Origin of the sequence: uncultured Porphyromonas sp., from assembly GCF_938039215.1 — a bacterium.
Taxonomy (GTDB): Bacteria; Bacteroidota; Bacteroidia; order Bacteroidales; family Porphyromonadaceae; genus Porphyromonas.
The window spans coordinates 19,040-32,526 of record NZ_CALHVI010000003.1; the positions used below are offsets into that span (position 1 = coordinate 19,040).

The following is a 13,487-nucleotide window of genomic DNA, read 5'->3' on the forward strand; positions in this document are numbered from 1 at the left end:
CTTCCGAACCACACAACACCCTACTACATTCTAACTCCGTATCCTAGAAAGAAGACAGCCTCAGCGATGGAGCTAACTCCATCGCTGAGGCTGTATCTAAGGGGAGGGATCGGTCTTTCCTCGAAGCTACTTCTTACTGAAGATCACTTCTTCCAATGAGACTTCGGTGAAGGTGGGGAACGTAGCTCCAGCCTCGACCTTAGCATCCGAAGTCACGAAGCTTGCCGCTAGCGAAGTACCAGCTACTACCCCTTTGAAGTCCTTGAGGATAGTGACGCGCCCAAAGGGAGTCGTCTTCTTATACTCATCGATATAGACCGTATCGCCCGAGAGGTGGCAGGCGATGTTGTACTTCATCTCCCCCATAGGTGATCCAGCATGATTCAGACGCAGCTGGACTTCCTCGGGGCTATTGAAGTGGAGGGTGAAGGTCCCCGTGGAGTCCACCCACTCTGTACCTGCCAGGTGAAGGGTATCTTCTGCAGCTTGCTTCGTGGTCTCCTTGCAGGAGGCGAAGGCCAGCCCGAAGAAGAGCGCTACAAGCGCTAGGGGGAAGAGCATCGATTGCTTTTTCATTCGTGTATCTTGTCGTTATAATTAGGGATCAATGAGGAGCCGCTCAAGTCCAAGGGGAAGGCACACGGGAAGCGGTGCGACAAAGAAATGAGGATTTAGCAGGATGCACAATCATTGTATCTAGGTATTTTCGCTCGTGATCTCCCTACTTCTTGGGAGAAGACTGGAGCTGGGCGATACAGCGAGCCAGCGAGGCCTGCCAGTGTGGGAGCTCCAGAGTGAAGGCTGCTTTCAGTCGAGACTTATCGAAGACGGAGTAAGCGGGGCGCTGAGCTCTCGTCGGATATTCGGCACTGCGGATGGGGAGGATCTTGCAAGTGCTCCCCGTGAGCTGACGCACGGCTTCCGCCAGATCGTACCAAGAGCAAACACCCTCGTTGCTGTAGTGGAAGATCCCCTGCACATCCAGCTTCTCCTGCTCGACGACCTCATAGATGAAGCGAGCCAGATCCGCTGCCCAAGTGGGAGAACCGACTTGATCAAAGACCACACGAAGCTCGGGACGCTCCCCCTGCAGGCGGCACATCGTCTTGACGAAGTTCGCCCCGTAGGCCGAATAGAGCCACGAGGTGCGCAGGATCAGATGCCGTACTCCCGAGGCTTGGATCGCCTCTTCGCCTAGGCGCTTGGTTCGGCCATACACACCCAGCGGAGCCGTAGGAGCATCCTCGGTATAGGGAGTATGGGCATCCCCAGAGAAGACATAGTCGGTGGAGACATGCAGGAGGAAGGCATCCCGCTCCTTCGCTAGGCGAGCGAGTGTGGCGACAGCTTGATGATTGACGAGGTCAGCTTGCTCGGGCTCGTCCTCCGCACGATCTACGGCGGTGTAAGCGGCGGCATTGATGATGAGCTGGATGTCATGCTTCTGAAGATAAGCCTCCAGCGCCGAAGCATCCGAGAGGTCTAGACTAGCTCGGTCGCAGAAGTGATAGGTGTGCTGACTTGATCGGGTCTGTACGGCCTCTTGAAGCTCTTGCCCCAGCTGACCACCCGCACCTGTTACGAGTATATTCATTTGTAGCGTGATGTATGGATACCAAAGAAAGGGTGAGGCCTACGCTGTAGCCTCACCCTTTCTATATAGGAGGTGTCCCTCTTTATCTTCTACGTCCAAGGATACGAAGGAGGTAGAGGAAGAGGTTGATGAAGTCAAGATAGAGGCTCAGAGCTCCGATCAAGGAGACGCGCTTAGACAACTCTTCGTCGCCCGCTGCTTCCCAGAGCATCTGCTTTATCTTCTGCGTGTCGTAGGCAGTGAGCCCGACGAAGATGAGAACCCCTGCGTACGTGGTGATCCACATCAGTGTAGTACTGGCGAGGAACCAATTGACGACACTCGCAATGATGAGCCCAATGAGCGCCATATAGAGCAGGCTTCCCCAGCGAGACAGGTCACGCTTGGTCACATAGCCGAAGAGAGCCATCGCCCCGAACGTCCCTGCTGTGACGAAGAACGTTGATGCGATCGAGGCCTCGGTATAGAAGTAGAAGATCGGACTAAGCGTCAGCCCGTTGAGTACCGAGTACAAAGCGAAGGAGGCAGTCGCTACTGGGATACTAAGCTTCATGATCCGAGCAGAGAGGAACCACACCAGAGCAACTTCAGCGATGAGGAGCCCATAGAAGAGGCCCGAGCTTGAGAGTAGCGTGTTGGTGAAGTTGGAGTCAGCAGCGAAGATCGCCGTAAGCCCAGTGATCGCCAGACCGAGAGCCATCCAAACAAAGGTACGCTGCATAGCCTGCTTCTGGAGCGAGGGGAATGCGGAGGCAAAGTTGTAGTCTTGATGTCCTCCTTGGGTAGAGATCTGAGAATTATCCATAGTGCTTAATTAGAGAATTGTCTGTGTATATGGGGGAGCTCCCCCGTCCCTTCGCTAGAAGCGGAAGGACAGGGTAGCTACAGCCTTGTGACGGGTGTTGGTTTCGCTGATGGCCTTCAGCCCATCGAGGGCATCGGGTCGCACCTTCCCTGCTTGGATGTCGGCATTCGAAGCCTCCAAGTACGTGCCGTAGTCATTGAGGTAGGGGAAGGCGAACGTACGTGCCTTAGCCTCGGTATAGATGTAAGCTAGATCGAGGGAGAGGCTTGGCGTGAGGCGGAAGCCAGTACCGAGAGAGAAGCTGTTCTGCACGTCGGGGAGCGTATAGTGCACCATAGGTCCAGAGACAAGCGTCTCGGTACGTGCTTGGTCGCCCTTAAGCAGAGGGTTCTTCACAGGCGAAGAAGAGTAGCGGTAGCCCCCACGGAGGGCGATGCGTGGAGTCAGCATCGCTTCGAGCCCGAGACGCAGGGTATGTACACCTCGGTAGTTGGTCTTCAGGCGAGCATTGTCCTCTTCGAAGCCAGCATCACTCTGCTCGTAATCGTCGGTAGATGCATTGGTCAGACGTAGATGTCCGAGTGTCGAATACTCGTAGTCGGCGCTGAGGATCCCATGATGCCCGATGACATAGGCACCGCTGAGGCCGAAGCGCCATGGCCCACGAAGGTTGTAAGCGTTAGCTGCACTCTTAGGAGTACCAGCAGAGCCTATCTTGCCCTGAGCCACACCATGTCCCTCACCCTGGAAGTCCATCTTCATACTGTAGAAGTTGGGGGTATAGAGGGAGGCTCCGAGACGCAAGCCTTCGGCTACCTCATAGATCATCCCGAGACCTAGGCGAGCGCCGAAGCCCGAGACACTCTTGCGATTGAGGAGCGTCAGCGAAGAGTTCTCACGGAAGGTCTCCTTGTAGTAGGAGCTGAGCTCATAGTCCAGCGAAGAAAGCGTCAGTACCGTCCCGAAGTGGAGCGCATCACTGGACTCAAAGCCAAGCGCTATGTCGTAGTCCGTGATCGACCCCTTCTCCCGAAGCTGCAGGTTAGCCTTGTCTGGAAGGCCTATGCTCGGCTGTGGGTAGGGATTGCCATTGGGGTCGGTATTGAATATGTAGTTCGAGTGGAAGCGCTTCCCCGATTGATTGATCCAGCCCGAGCTAGCTCCGAGGATGGACATCCAAGGTACATAGGCATTGGAGAAAGCATCGGTCGACTGGAGGTAGCCCATAGAGAAGTAGTGATCAACTCCCTTTAGGCCTGCGTTGTCGTAGCGCGCATTGTTGGTGCGCCCTGCAGCGTAGTCCGCCAGAGAGGTGAAGCCTCCTTCCTTGGGCAGAAGAGCCTCAGCGTTGAGCTCCCGATCGAAGCGTCCTGCATTGCGGACGGCAAAGGCAAAGGACAGCGGACCACGAGTGGCTCTATTGGTCCCCGCCTGATAGTAGAACTCCTCGAAGAGGAACTTCGTCCCGAGGTCAGTCCCCGTGGTCGTCCCATACCAAGAGCCTCGGTCGGAGCCGAAGCCCGCCCCTAGGGTCAGGGAGAGACGATTGGCACCACGATAGAGGGAGATCCCTGCTGGGTTGCGCACCAGCGAAGAGACATCGGAGCCGACAGCCCCCATAGCCCCCGAGAGGGCGGCGAAGCGTGCCGACCCCGCAGGCTCATAGGGAGAAGCTAGACGGAAGGCCTCGGTCTCACTCTGCGCAGAGAGGGAGAAAGGCAGGAGGCTCAGTGCCAGCATGCCTAAGATCTTATGCGTGTAGGTCATCGGTCTAAATATCTAGTGAAGTGGAGGAAAATGCAGAATTACTGAGAGCGCACTTAGCGTCGGCGAGGAGGTGTCGTAGAGCCACCGCCTCCAGAGTTCTGCGAATTGTTCGTCTGCGAAGCACTGCGGTCATAGCTACGCTGAGGATAAGACTCATAGGTACGCTGGGGCTCCTGACGCATCTGCTGCTGACGGCGAGAATCGTCCCAGTAGCCTCTATTATCCTTATCGGTGGAGTACTGGTCGTAGGAGCGAGGAGGATTGGTGTAGCCTCCATCACGCACAGAGGAGTAAGCTGAGTAGCCTGAGCGGCGTGCCCCCGAGCGAGCGCCATGCGAATAGGGATTGTTGTAGTAGTGCTCCCTGTAGGCACGGGTAGCAGCTCCTGCTGCGTAGCCGTAGTAGTAGCCAGGATAGTAGTCGTAGTAGCTACCATATCCGTAGCCATAGTCCGAGCCGTAGTAGCCACCATAGTAGCCTCGGTAGTAGCCATAGTAGTAGGGATCATAGTAGCCCCCATACCAGCTACCGTAGTAGCGAGGATAGCCCCAGTAGGAGCCATAGCTATAGTAGGGATCGTACCACGAGCCCCAGCCCCAGCTAGCTCCCCAGCCCCAGCGGCTGCCCCAGTAGGGATCACGAGAGCCGACACGTACATACACATCGGGGCCCGAATAGCGGTAGTCCATATCCGAGTACCAGGGATCGGCATCGATATAGACACGGCGTGCCCCTTGGATGGTCATCGAGCCTCGGCCATAGAAGCGGTTGAGGCGAGAGGAGTAAGGTCCATAGACCTCGGGGTCAGCATCCCCACGGTAGTCGCTAGAGCGCTGCTCCTTCAGGAGGCGACCCAGCTCAGCACGTGTCAGGGTGATGGTATCCTCGGGGAGCGTGAGATGTCCGTTGTAGGCATCGAGCTCACGATCCGCTTGCTTCTTCTTATAGTTAGCGATGAGCGCTGCCTGCTCCTTCTCCCAAGCTTCACGCTCGGCACGTTCGGCAGCTCGGCGGAGCTCAGCCTTACGGCGCTCCTCCTTATCTATCTTACGCAGATCACTGCGACGATAGTAGGCATCATCGAGGTACTTATTATCGTTCTGCCCGAGAGCAGCCGTACCCCATAGGAGACCTACTCCTATGAGGAGGAATAGCTTCATTGTCTTCATAAGTCCAGTAGCGTCTTTGTGATTTAGTCATTCAAGCGAGTGCCCCCTTGTCGGGGCTAGCTCCAGCGCCACTCTCTGAGGCGGGATAAGGGGAGCTAAGCTGGGGGCATAGTGGCGGTAAAGTTACCCTTTCCTCCCTAAATACAAACAACTAGCCAAAGCGCTTAGTTGTGACACATTGTCTCGGGATCTTAGCATTTCGCCGTCAGGATGGCTTCACAAGGGTACTCAAAGCAGTCATTCGTACAGCCTACTTAGGTTTCTCCCTAGGGCTGTAGGCGGAGGTATAGATCTAGCTCGGCAGACTTCCCGAGGGAGGGAACTGAGAGGCAGCCTGCTCCGCACTTCCCGTCCCCGTCGTCAGCTCTTCGGAGAGCTGCCTAAGCGTACGATGGTAGTAGCTGATCGTCGAGGCTAGTGCACTCCTCATACGTAGTGCAAGGCGATCAATGGGCGTGCCCGACATGATGAAGGCCTCCACTGTGAAAACGACATCTCCTGCGTCATCGATATAAGCCTTGCCGACCTTCTGGTCGTAGTTCGTCTTGTCGCAGGCAGCATGCAGGAGCGACACATCAGCCTCATCGAAGGCATCACGCTCGAAGCTAGCCATCGCCAGCAGGAACTCAGGGTCATCCTCTCGGTAGCAGAAGTAGCAGTAGATACCTTCATCCTTGTACTCTATGCGGACCTCGGTATCACGTGTCGGGCGGAAGCCTTCCTTAGCGAGTGCTTCGAGGATCATCGGGAGTACAGAGGAGGGCACAAGAGCGGTACTTATCTTCTTCTTGAACTTATCAAAGAATGCCATTGCTTTCTGTCAAACAGATCTAATATCGTGGGTCTCTAAGGCTAGGGATAAGTTCCCTCACCTTCTATACAAAGATACTTCATTTGCCCCACTCCCTCCCCGCACACCAGCGGGGCGAGCTCAGCGCCGGCAAGCGAGCCCTAAAAGAAATGCCCTCCCTCCTCCACGGTGAGCGCCGAAGCTCATACTGTAGAGAAGGGAGGACACTTCTATCGGTATATCCTTATGGGAGCTAAGCCTAGCTTGGTAGACTCCCCGAAGGTGGGAGCTGGGAGGAGTCCGTCTTCGAGCTACCCGTCGCCTCCTCTTGCTCCTGCGTGATCTGCTTGAGGGTGCGATGGAAGCAGGCATCTACTGAGCTGAGCGCTTTACTCATTCTTAGGGCAAGACGACCAATAGACACTCCAGGGAAGATAAACGCTTCTACAGCGAGGACGATATCGCCATCATCATCGAGGCAAACCTTACCCACCTTCTGCTCCAAGTCTGCTTGAACACAAGCCTTCAGCAGGAGTGCCTCATCGTAGCGCTCGTAGTCCTTCCTTTCGTAGAACGCTCGTACCATGAGGAACTCTGGGTCGTCCTCTCGGTAGAAGAAGCAACCAACAAGCCCATCCACCTTATATATGATACGTGTCTCCTGACTACGCTTGGGGCGGTAGCCCTCACGAGCGAGCGCCTCAAAGATCGCTGGTAGTACGGAGGTGGGATCAAGAGCTGTATTTGTCTTCTTCGTGAACTTATCAAACAGGGCCATCGCTTTCTGTCAAATGGATCTAATACTGCGGGGGGGCTGGAGATGCTCCTAATGGGGGAGTCTTGATAAGTACTGCAGCTAGCTGGGCAGGCTCCCCGAGGGTGGGAGCAGGGAGGCATCTTCCTTCGTGCCTGCCTTTCCCTCCTCTAGCTCCTCTGCGATCTGTTTGAGCGTACGATGGTAGTAGGTATCTATCATGACGAGGGTTTTATGCATCCTTAGGGCTAGACGATCAATAGGCACTCCATCCATGATAAAGGCCTCCACGGAGAAGACTATATCGCCATTATCCTTGAGATAAGCCTTGCCAACCTTTTGGATGAAGTCCGTCTGTGTACAAGCCTTCAGCAATAGCGATTCATCATAGCGCTCGTAGTCCTTCCGACTGAAGGTCGTTCGTAGCAGCAGGAACTCTGGATCTTCTACACTATAGTAGAAGTAGCAGATAAGGTCATCCGCCTCGTACACGATGCGGATCTCCCTATCACGCTCGGGTCGGAAGCCCTCACGAGCGAGCACCTCCATGATCTGAGGAAGTACAGTGGAGGGATCAAGAGTGATATTTAGCTTCTTCGTGAACTTATCAAACAGGGCCATCGCTTGCTATCAATAGGATCTAATACTGCTGTGATCTGGGGCAAGGGACACAGCCTCTTGCCTCTTAGACAAAGGTACTTCATTTGCCTCACTACCTTCTGGCTCACCCGTGAGGACATCCTGATGCTTGTGAACGAGCTCTAGAGTAAGCTACCCTCCTCCTCTATGGTGAGCACCGAAGGCGATAGCCAAGCGAAAGGAGGGAGCTCTCCGTGGTGCGTCTTAATAGGTACGACCTCTAGCTCGGTAGACTCCCCGAGGGAAGAAGCAGGGGAGGGAGCGTCTTCGAGCTTCCTCGACTACACTTATTGCTCCCCTGAGAGCTGCTTGAGCACACGATGATAGTACGCATCTATCGAGAGAAGGGCTTTATGCATCCTTAGGGCAAGACGATCGATAGGCACTCCGTCCATGATAAAGGCTTCCACGGAGAGGACGAGATCGCCATCCTCATCGAGGTAAGCCTTACCAACCTTCTGATTCAAGTCCGTCTGTGCACAAACCTGAAGCAGGAGCGCCTCACCATAGTGCTCGTAGTCCTTCCCATCGAAGGTCGCTCGTACCAGTAGGAACTCTGGATCATCTTCGTAGTAGCAGAAGTAGCAGTAGAGCCCATCGACCTTGTACTTGACTCGCACCACCCGATCAATCTCGGGATGGAAGCCCTCACGAGTGAGCACCTCCATGATCTGAGGAAGTACAGTGGAGGGATCAAGAGTGATATTTGTCTTCTTCGTGAACTTATCAAAGAGTGCCATCGCCAAAGGTGAATTGAAGGAGTGATCATGGATCCTTGAGACGGGAAGAGAGTCCTCCCACCTCAGCAGGTTAAGGTAGGCCTCTCTCCTACTCTACCTTCGCCTCCTCAGCGAGACCTTGGAGGGTCTCATGGAAGAAGGCGACGGTCGAGGCCAGCGTCTTCCTCATATATAGGGTAAGAAGACTGATGGGTGTCCCCCAGGGGATGAAGTTCTCTACCGTGAAGGAGAGATCTCCCTGCTCGTCGATATAAGCCTTGCCCGCCTTCACACGGCCATTGGTCTTCACACAAGCTCGGAGTAGGAGTAGCTCATCATCCGTACCGAAGGCACCCCGTTCGAAGTCCACCTGCGCCATCAGGAAGTCGGGATCATCCTCGCGGTAGCAGAAGTAACAGAGGATGCCTCCCTCATCATACTTAACTTGGGTATCACGCTCACGCACGGGGCGGAAGCCCGCCTCAGTGAGTGCCTCCATGACGGCAGGGAGTACCATAGAGGGAGCGGAGGCTGCACTCCCCTTCTTCTTAAACTTATCAAAGAATGACATAGCTTCTGAGTGATCGATTGTGATAGGAGAAAGCGTCTCCTTGAGGGAAGGGGGCTAGCTGGGCAGGCTGCCCGAGGGTGGGAGCAGTGTGGTGCTCGTGTCTGCGTCCCCCTTCGCTGCCTTTTGCGCCTCGGTGAGCTCTCTAAGCGTCCGATGGAAGAAGGCGAGGGTCATCTCCAGAGCCTTGCACATGTGTAGAGTGAGGGGACCAAGAGGCGTGCCCGACAGGATAAAGGACTCCACCGTAAAGGTCATCCCTCCCTCCTCGTCGATATAAGCCTTGCCCGCCTGCTGGATCGCATTCGTACGAGAGCAAACCTGATGAAGGAGGAGCTCATCGACATCTCTATAGCCATCACGCTTGAAGGAGGCTTGTGCGAGCAAGAACTCGGGATCATCCTCTCGATAGAAGAAGTAGCAGGGATTGCCCTTATTCTTATAGATGATACGCATCTGGCCATCACGCTGAGGGCAGTAGCCTTCTTGAGCGAGGACCTCGAGGATCGTAGGAAGGACTGTGGAGGGAGTGAAGGTCGCTCCACCCCTCTTCAAGAACTTATCAAGGAAGGACATAGGTAATAGGTAATCAGATATACTTGTGTTGAATCTCAAAGCAAGGAGCAGCTTCTCTACGAGTGACACGACGGTAGGCAGTTGCCCGCCCCTCCGTCACCCGAGACCAAGGAGCAAGCATCTCGAGGCTCTTCCCCTTACTCCTCCTTATCTCCAGTAAGATCCCAGTAGGTGCGATGGAAGAAGGCCGTCGTCGCACCTAGCGCCTTCGCCATGTGTAGCGCAAGACGATCGATGGGGCTACCCGAGGGGATGAGGGCCTCCACGGTGAGCATTAGGTCTCCCTCCTCATCGATATAAGCCTTACCCGCCTTCTGGCTTGCATTCACCTTCGCACAGACTTGATGAAGTAGTAGTTCGCTACCAGCGGGGAAGGCTTCACGCTGGAAGCAGACCTGTGCGAGCAGGAACTCAGGATCTCTTTCGCTGTAGCAGAAGTAGCAGTGGAGGCCGTCATCGTCATAGACTACACGGACATCGGTATCACGCTGAGCTTTGTATCCTGCTTGATTAAGCGTCTCGATAATCGTAGGAAGTACGGAGGAGGGAGCAAAAGTCTTATTCTCCTTCTTGGTGAACTTGTCGAAAAGTGACATCGCTAGTAATTACTTGAATGGGTCATTATGGACTCTCGAGACTAGGGACGAGGATCCTCGTCCGCTACATAGAGGTATTTCACTTAGTCTACTTCCGCTGGCTTCCTCCCTAAGAGCTCCTCGAGAATATAATAGAAGGAGGCTAGTGCCACCCCTAGAGCATGGCTCATATGTAGCGCAAGGGGAGCAAGGGGCATGCCTGCAAAAAGGAAGGTCTCTACGGCTACAACGACATCGCCCTCCTCATCGATATAAGCCTTGCTCACCTTCTGCTTGTGGCTCAGCTGAGCACAAGCCCGATGCAGGCTTCGGTCATCGGCCTCATCGAAGACACCCCGCTCGAAGGTAGCCTGCACGAGGAGGAAGTCAGGCTCTTCTTCGCTGTAGTAGAAGCAGCAGAGGATCTCTTCTTCCTCATAGACCACCCGCACCTCGGCATCACGCACGGGATGGTAGCCTTCCTCAGTGAGCGCCTCCATGATCTCTGGGAGTACGGAGGCGGGAGAGAAAGTCGTGCTGTCTTTCTTGAAGAGCTTGCTAAGGAGTGCCATTGCCCGAGGATAATCGAAGGAACGATAATGGATGCTTGATGCGGGGAGTAGTGCTCTCCGCCCGCTCTACAAAGGTAGCCTTTCTCCCCGTGGGTGGCGAGTGGGCTTGCGGGGAAGGCTCGTGACCTCCTCGGAGCACTAAAGGCAGTCGCCCTCCCTTCTCCAAGTCTGGTTGCGAAGTACCGTGCTGGGAGAAGGGAGGGCGACCATGGGGGATCCCCCTTGAGGGAAGATCTCTTAGCTGGGCAGGCTACCTGAGGGAGGGAGCTGAGAGGCACTAGCGTCCGAGCCTCCGACACCCGAGCCTTGCCCCTCGGTGAGCTGCTTGAGGGTGCGATGGAAGAAGGCTACTGTCGAAGCCAGAGCATCGCTCATGCGCAGGGCAAGGCGATCGACGGGCGTACCTGGCATGAGGAAGGCCTCTACGGAGAAGACGATATCTCCCTCCTCATCGATGTAGGCCTTGCTGACCTTCTGGTCGAAGTCCGTCATCGAGCAAGCCTTGTAGAGGTACGACTCATGGACATCATCGAAGGCAGCACGCTCGAAGGTGGCTCGTACCAGCAGGAACTCAGGATCATCCTCTCGGTAGTAGAAGCAGCAGTAGACACCTTCATTCTTATAGACGATGCGAATATCCTTGTCACGCTCGGGGCGGTAGCCTTCCTTGGCAAGCGCTTCGAGGACCTCTGGTAGTACGGACGAGGGGACTAGAGTAGAGTTGTTCTTCTTTGTAAACTTATCAAACAGTGCCATAGCTTTAAGTAATAGGATCGAGTGTCACTCGGCTGAGGGGGTAAGGGCTAGCTTCCCTCAGCTGGTGGACAAAGATACTTCATTTACTCCACTTGCTCCGGGAGAAGCGAGGGAGTAGACCTCGGGCTAGCGGGAGTGCCCCAAAGCAAACGTCCTCCCAGCTCTACCTGCACCGCCTCGGAGGCAACAGTAGAAATGGGAGGGAGTCTCTAGTAGCGCCTCCGAGGAGGCACTACTGCTACCTCTAGGGCAGAGAGCCGAGTTCGCAGATCAGCGGGAGATCAGCGGCTGCGGACAAGGAGGAAGCGAAGATGCTGATAGAGTGTAGTCCAAAGCCCGTAGTGGCGACGCATCACATCGAAGCGCTCGAGGAGGGATGCTCGATGATTGGCCGTCGTCGTGCCCTCATTGAGGTAAAGGGCGATGACCTCGGGATAGAAGGCGGTGTCCTTGGCCTCCCGTAGCACGCGGATGCACCAATCGACATCCGCAGAGAAGCGATAGAAGAGATCGTACTTCGGCGCTAGACTTCGCTTAGCTACGAAGGCCTGATGACAGACGAGCATCCCCTCACGGAAGCTCTTCCAGTCGAGGTGATGCGGCGGGCGAAGACGACGCAAGCCCAAGTCTCGATCCTCGGCATCGATCAAGCGGGTATCTCCATAGAGCACATCGGGCAGATGATCCCCCGAGCAGGTCGCTCGGACAAGATCCTCCACCGTGGTGGCTTTGGCAAGGGCATCACCAGCGTTGAGGTACCAGACATAGTCCCCTGTAGCACGAGCTAGACCCTTGTTCATCGCATCATAAATGCCCCGATCGGGCTCGCTGAAGACCTTCGCCCGAGGAGCTAGCTCCCCGACGAGCTCAAGGGTATTATCTCGAGAGGCTCCGTCGATGACGAGGTACTCGAGATGGGGATAGGTCTGCGCCTGTACGCTCCGAAGCGTGCGGGTGATGGTAGAGGCTGCATTATAGCAGATGGTGATGATCGTGATGCGTGGGAGCATAGCGAAAGGGATGGGTAAGACGAAGGGATAGACTAGGATCGGTCGGAGGGGCAAGGGAGACTCGCTTCATAGAGCCCGTACAGCTCCCGAGCGACGGCCTTAGCTCCGAAGCGCTCGACACTCCTCTGACAGCAGGTTCGGGAGAAGGCTCCTCCCTTCTCGGCATCCGTCATGAGGAGCTGGGCGAGGCGATCGGCATAGGTCGCTGTGTCAAAGGCAGGGACGAGGAAGCCATTAACGCCCTCTTCGATGATGTCCTCAGGGCCACCACAGCGGAAGCTCACCGCAGGCGTGCCGACGGCAAGCGCTTCGACGAGCGTCTGGCCGAAGGTCTCGTAGACACTTGTCGAGAGGAGCGCCCGAGAGAGCGAATAGATACGAGCGAGCTGGCGGTGATCCCGTACACTCCCCAGAGCCACATAGGGAAGAGCCAGCTCATCGAAGTAGCCCTCCCGACGGATCGCACCTACTAGGACGAAGGTGATCCTCGAAGCAAGCTCGGGATAGCGCTCCCGCAGATGCTCGGCGATCGCCATGAGGAGATGAGGGCCTTTGACATCATCATCCAGCCGAGCGGCAACTAGCGTGAGGTAGAGTCTCCCCTCTTGCCACCAAGCGGGTATCGGTTCGCCTTCGGCCGTCTCGGGGGAGAAAAGTCCGAGGTCGATCGGGTTCGGCAGGACAGAGGGGGTACCGTAGGAGCGCATCAAGGGGCTTCGCTCGAAGAGGCGAGCTTCCGAGCGACTGACGGCGATATAGCGGAAGGGAGGAGCGGCGAGGAAGGCCTTCTGCCTCCAGATCGCACGAGAGAGATCCTCCCTCTTCTTCCCACCAAGGAGGGGACAGAAGCCACAGCCTTCCTCATAGCGAGGACAGAGGCTGGAGCCTTCACGGGAGAACTCTAGGGGCAGGTGACAGATCCCTGTCGCTGCCCAGAGGTCGTGCAGGGTGGAGAAGATCGGCTTGCCGAGCTTCGAGAGGCGACGAAGAGCGTGGAGGGAGAGGAGGCCTTGGTTGATCCAGTGGAGATGCAGCACATCTGCTTCTCGTACCCAAGGGTGCTGACTGAGGTCAAAGCCTAGGCGTGCCGTCGAGACACGGAAGAGGCGACTGCGATCCCGTCCATTCCTCAGATAGATCTCTAGACGCTCGCCAAGGAAAGCCAAGCGCCCCCAGAGACGCTGGAGCGGCGT

Annotated in this window: 16 protein-coding genes; all 16 read right to left on the reverse strand. The window is 55.8% G+C overall.

Going from position 1 to position 13,487, the window contains the following annotated elements; translation table 11 throughout:
- Positions 1-126: 126 nt before the first annotated feature.
- Positions 127-576, reverse strand: a complete 450-nt coding sequence (locus tag Q0336_RS00165) for a hypothetical protein (RefSeq protein WP_298524010.1) — start codon at positions 574-576, stop codon at positions 127-129.
- Positions 577-721: 145 nt separating this feature from the next.
- On the reverse strand, positions 722-1,594 hold the full coding sequence (gene rfbD, locus Q0336_RS00170) for a dTDP-4-dehydrorhamnose reductase (RefSeq protein WP_298524013.1): 873 nt from the start codon (positions 1,592-1,594) through the stop codon (positions 722-724).
- 82 nt (positions 1,595-1,676) lie between these two features.
- Positions 1,677-2,399: a Bax inhibitor-1/YccA family protein gene (locus Q0336_RS00175; protein WP_298524016.1), complete on the reverse strand. Its 723-nt coding sequence runs from the start codon at positions 2,397-2,399 to the stop codon at positions 1,677-1,679.
- A 54-nt stretch (positions 2,400-2,453) separates the two neighbouring features.
- Positions 2,454-4,166, reverse strand: a complete 1,713-nt coding sequence (locus tag Q0336_RS00180; protein ID WP_298524019.1) for an outer membrane protein transport protein — start codon at positions 4,164-4,166, stop codon at positions 2,454-2,456.
- A gap of 53 nt (positions 4,167-4,219) precedes the next feature.
- Positions 4,220-5,335, reverse strand: coding sequence for a hypothetical protein (locus tag Q0336_RS00185; RefSeq protein WP_298524022.1), 1,116 nt, complete (start codon positions 5,333-5,335; stop codon positions 4,220-4,222).
- A gap of 292 nt (positions 5,336-5,627) precedes the next feature.
- Positions 5,628-6,146, reverse strand: a complete 519-nt coding sequence (locus Q0336_RS00190) for a YbjN domain-containing protein (RefSeq protein WP_298524025.1) — start codon at positions 6,144-6,146, stop codon at positions 5,628-5,630.
- Between the two features lie 238 nt (positions 6,147-6,384).
- Positions 6,385-6,903, reverse strand: a complete 519-nt coding sequence (locus tag Q0336_RS00195; RefSeq protein ID WP_298524027.1) for a YbjN domain-containing protein — start codon at positions 6,901-6,903, stop codon at positions 6,385-6,387.
- 78 nt (positions 6,904-6,981) lie between these two features.
- Positions 6,982-7,500 carry a hypothetical protein gene (locus tag Q0336_RS00200; protein WP_298524030.1) on the reverse strand — a complete coding sequence of 173 codons (519 nt, stop codon included), beginning with the start codon at positions 7,498-7,500 and terminating at the stop codon, positions 6,982-6,984.
- 305 nt (positions 7,501-7,805) lie between these two features.
- A complete protein-coding gene (locus tag Q0336_RS00205) occupies positions 7,806-8,258 on the reverse strand; it encodes a hypothetical protein (protein WP_298524033.1) in 453 nt (150 codons plus the stop codon).
- Positions 8,259-8,346: 88 nt separating this feature from the next.
- Positions 8,347-8,808: a YbjN domain-containing protein gene (locus tag Q0336_RS00210; RefSeq protein WP_298524035.1), complete on the reverse strand. Its 462-nt coding sequence runs from the start codon at positions 8,806-8,808 to the stop codon at positions 8,347-8,349.
- A 54-nt stretch (positions 8,809-8,862) separates the two neighbouring features.
- Positions 8,863-9,381, reverse strand: a complete 519-nt coding sequence (locus Q0336_RS00215; RefSeq protein ID WP_298524038.1) for a YbjN domain-containing protein — start codon at positions 9,379-9,381, stop codon at positions 8,863-8,865.
- A 137-nt stretch (positions 9,382-9,518) separates the two neighbouring features.
- On the reverse strand, positions 9,519-9,977 hold the full coding sequence (locus tag Q0336_RS00220) for a YbjN domain-containing protein (protein WP_298524041.1): 459 nt from the start codon (positions 9,975-9,977) through the stop codon (positions 9,519-9,521).
- 83 nt (positions 9,978-10,060) lie between these two features.
- Positions 10,061-10,528 carry a YbjN domain-containing protein gene (locus tag Q0336_RS00225; RefSeq protein WP_298524043.1) on the reverse strand — a complete coding sequence of 156 codons (468 nt, stop codon included), beginning with the start codon at positions 10,526-10,528 and terminating at the stop codon, positions 10,061-10,063.
- 237 nt (positions 10,529-10,765) lie between these two features.
- Positions 10,766-11,284: a hypothetical protein gene (locus Q0336_RS00230; protein WP_298524047.1), complete on the reverse strand. Its 519-nt coding sequence runs from the start codon at positions 11,282-11,284 to the stop codon at positions 10,766-10,768.
- A 281-nt stretch (positions 11,285-11,565) separates the two neighbouring features.
- Positions 11,566-12,294, reverse strand: coding sequence for a glycosyltransferase family 2 protein (locus tag Q0336_RS00235; RefSeq protein ID WP_298524049.1), 729 nt, complete (start codon positions 12,292-12,294; stop codon positions 11,566-11,568).
- A gap of 32 nt (positions 12,295-12,326) precedes the next feature.
- A partial coding sequence (locus Q0336_RS00240) for a glycosyltransferase (protein WP_298524052.1) occupies positions 12,327-13,487 on the reverse strand: 1,161 nt, incomplete at its 5' end.

Coding starts and splice junctions, on each gene's coding strand:
- Q0336_RS00165 (WP_298524010.1), bottom strand. CDS start 576: ATGAAAAAGCAATCGATGCTCTTCCCCCTAGCGCTTGTAGCGCTCTTC.
- rfbD (WP_298524013.1), bottom strand. CDS start 1,594: ATGAATATACTCGTAACAGGTGCGGGTGGTCAGCTGGGGCAAGAGCTT.
- Q0336_RS00175 (WP_298524016.1), bottom strand. CDS start 2,399: ATGGATAATTCTCAGATCTCTACCCAAGGAGGACATCAAGACTACAAC.
- Q0336_RS00180 (WP_298524019.1), bottom strand. CDS start 4,166: ATGACCTACACGCATAAGATCTTAGGCATGCTGGCACTGAGCCTCCTG.
- Q0336_RS00185 (WP_298524022.1), bottom strand. CDS start 5,335: ATGAAGACAATGAAGCTATTCCTCCTCATAGGAGTAGGTCTCCTATGG.
- Q0336_RS00190 (WP_298524025.1), bottom strand. CDS start 6,146: ATGGCATTCTTTGATAAGTTCAAGAAGAAGATAAGTACCGCTCTTGTG.
- Q0336_RS00195 (WP_298524027.1), bottom strand. CDS start 6,903: ATGGCCCTGTTTGATAAGTTCACGAAGAAGACAAATACAGCTCTTGAT.
- Q0336_RS00200 (WP_298524030.1), bottom strand. CDS start 7,500: ATGGCCCTGTTTGATAAGTTCACGAAGAAGCTAAATATCACTCTTGAT.
- Q0336_RS00205 (WP_298524033.1), bottom strand. CDS start 8,258: ATGGCACTCTTTGATAAGTTCACGAAGAAGACAAATATCACTCTTGAT.
- Q0336_RS00210 (WP_298524035.1), bottom strand. CDS start 8,808: ATGTCATTCTTTGATAAGTTTAAGAAGAAGGGGAGTGCAGCCTCCGCT.
- Q0336_RS00215 (WP_298524038.1), bottom strand. CDS start 9,381: ATGTCCTTCCTTGATAAGTTCTTGAAGAGGGGTGGAGCGACCTTCACT.
- Q0336_RS00220 (WP_298524041.1), bottom strand. CDS start 9,977: ATGTCACTTTTCGACAAGTTCACCAAGAAGGAGAATAAGACTTTTGCT.
- Q0336_RS00225 (WP_298524043.1), bottom strand. CDS start 10,528: ATGGCACTCCTTAGCAAGCTCTTCAAGAAAGACAGCACGACTTTCTCT.
- Q0336_RS00230 (WP_298524047.1), bottom strand. CDS start 11,284: ATGGCACTGTTTGATAAGTTTACAAAGAAGAACAACTCTACTCTAGTC.
- Q0336_RS00235 (WP_298524049.1), bottom strand. CDS start 12,294: ATGCTCCCACGCATCACGATCATCACCATCTGCTATAATGCAGCCTCT.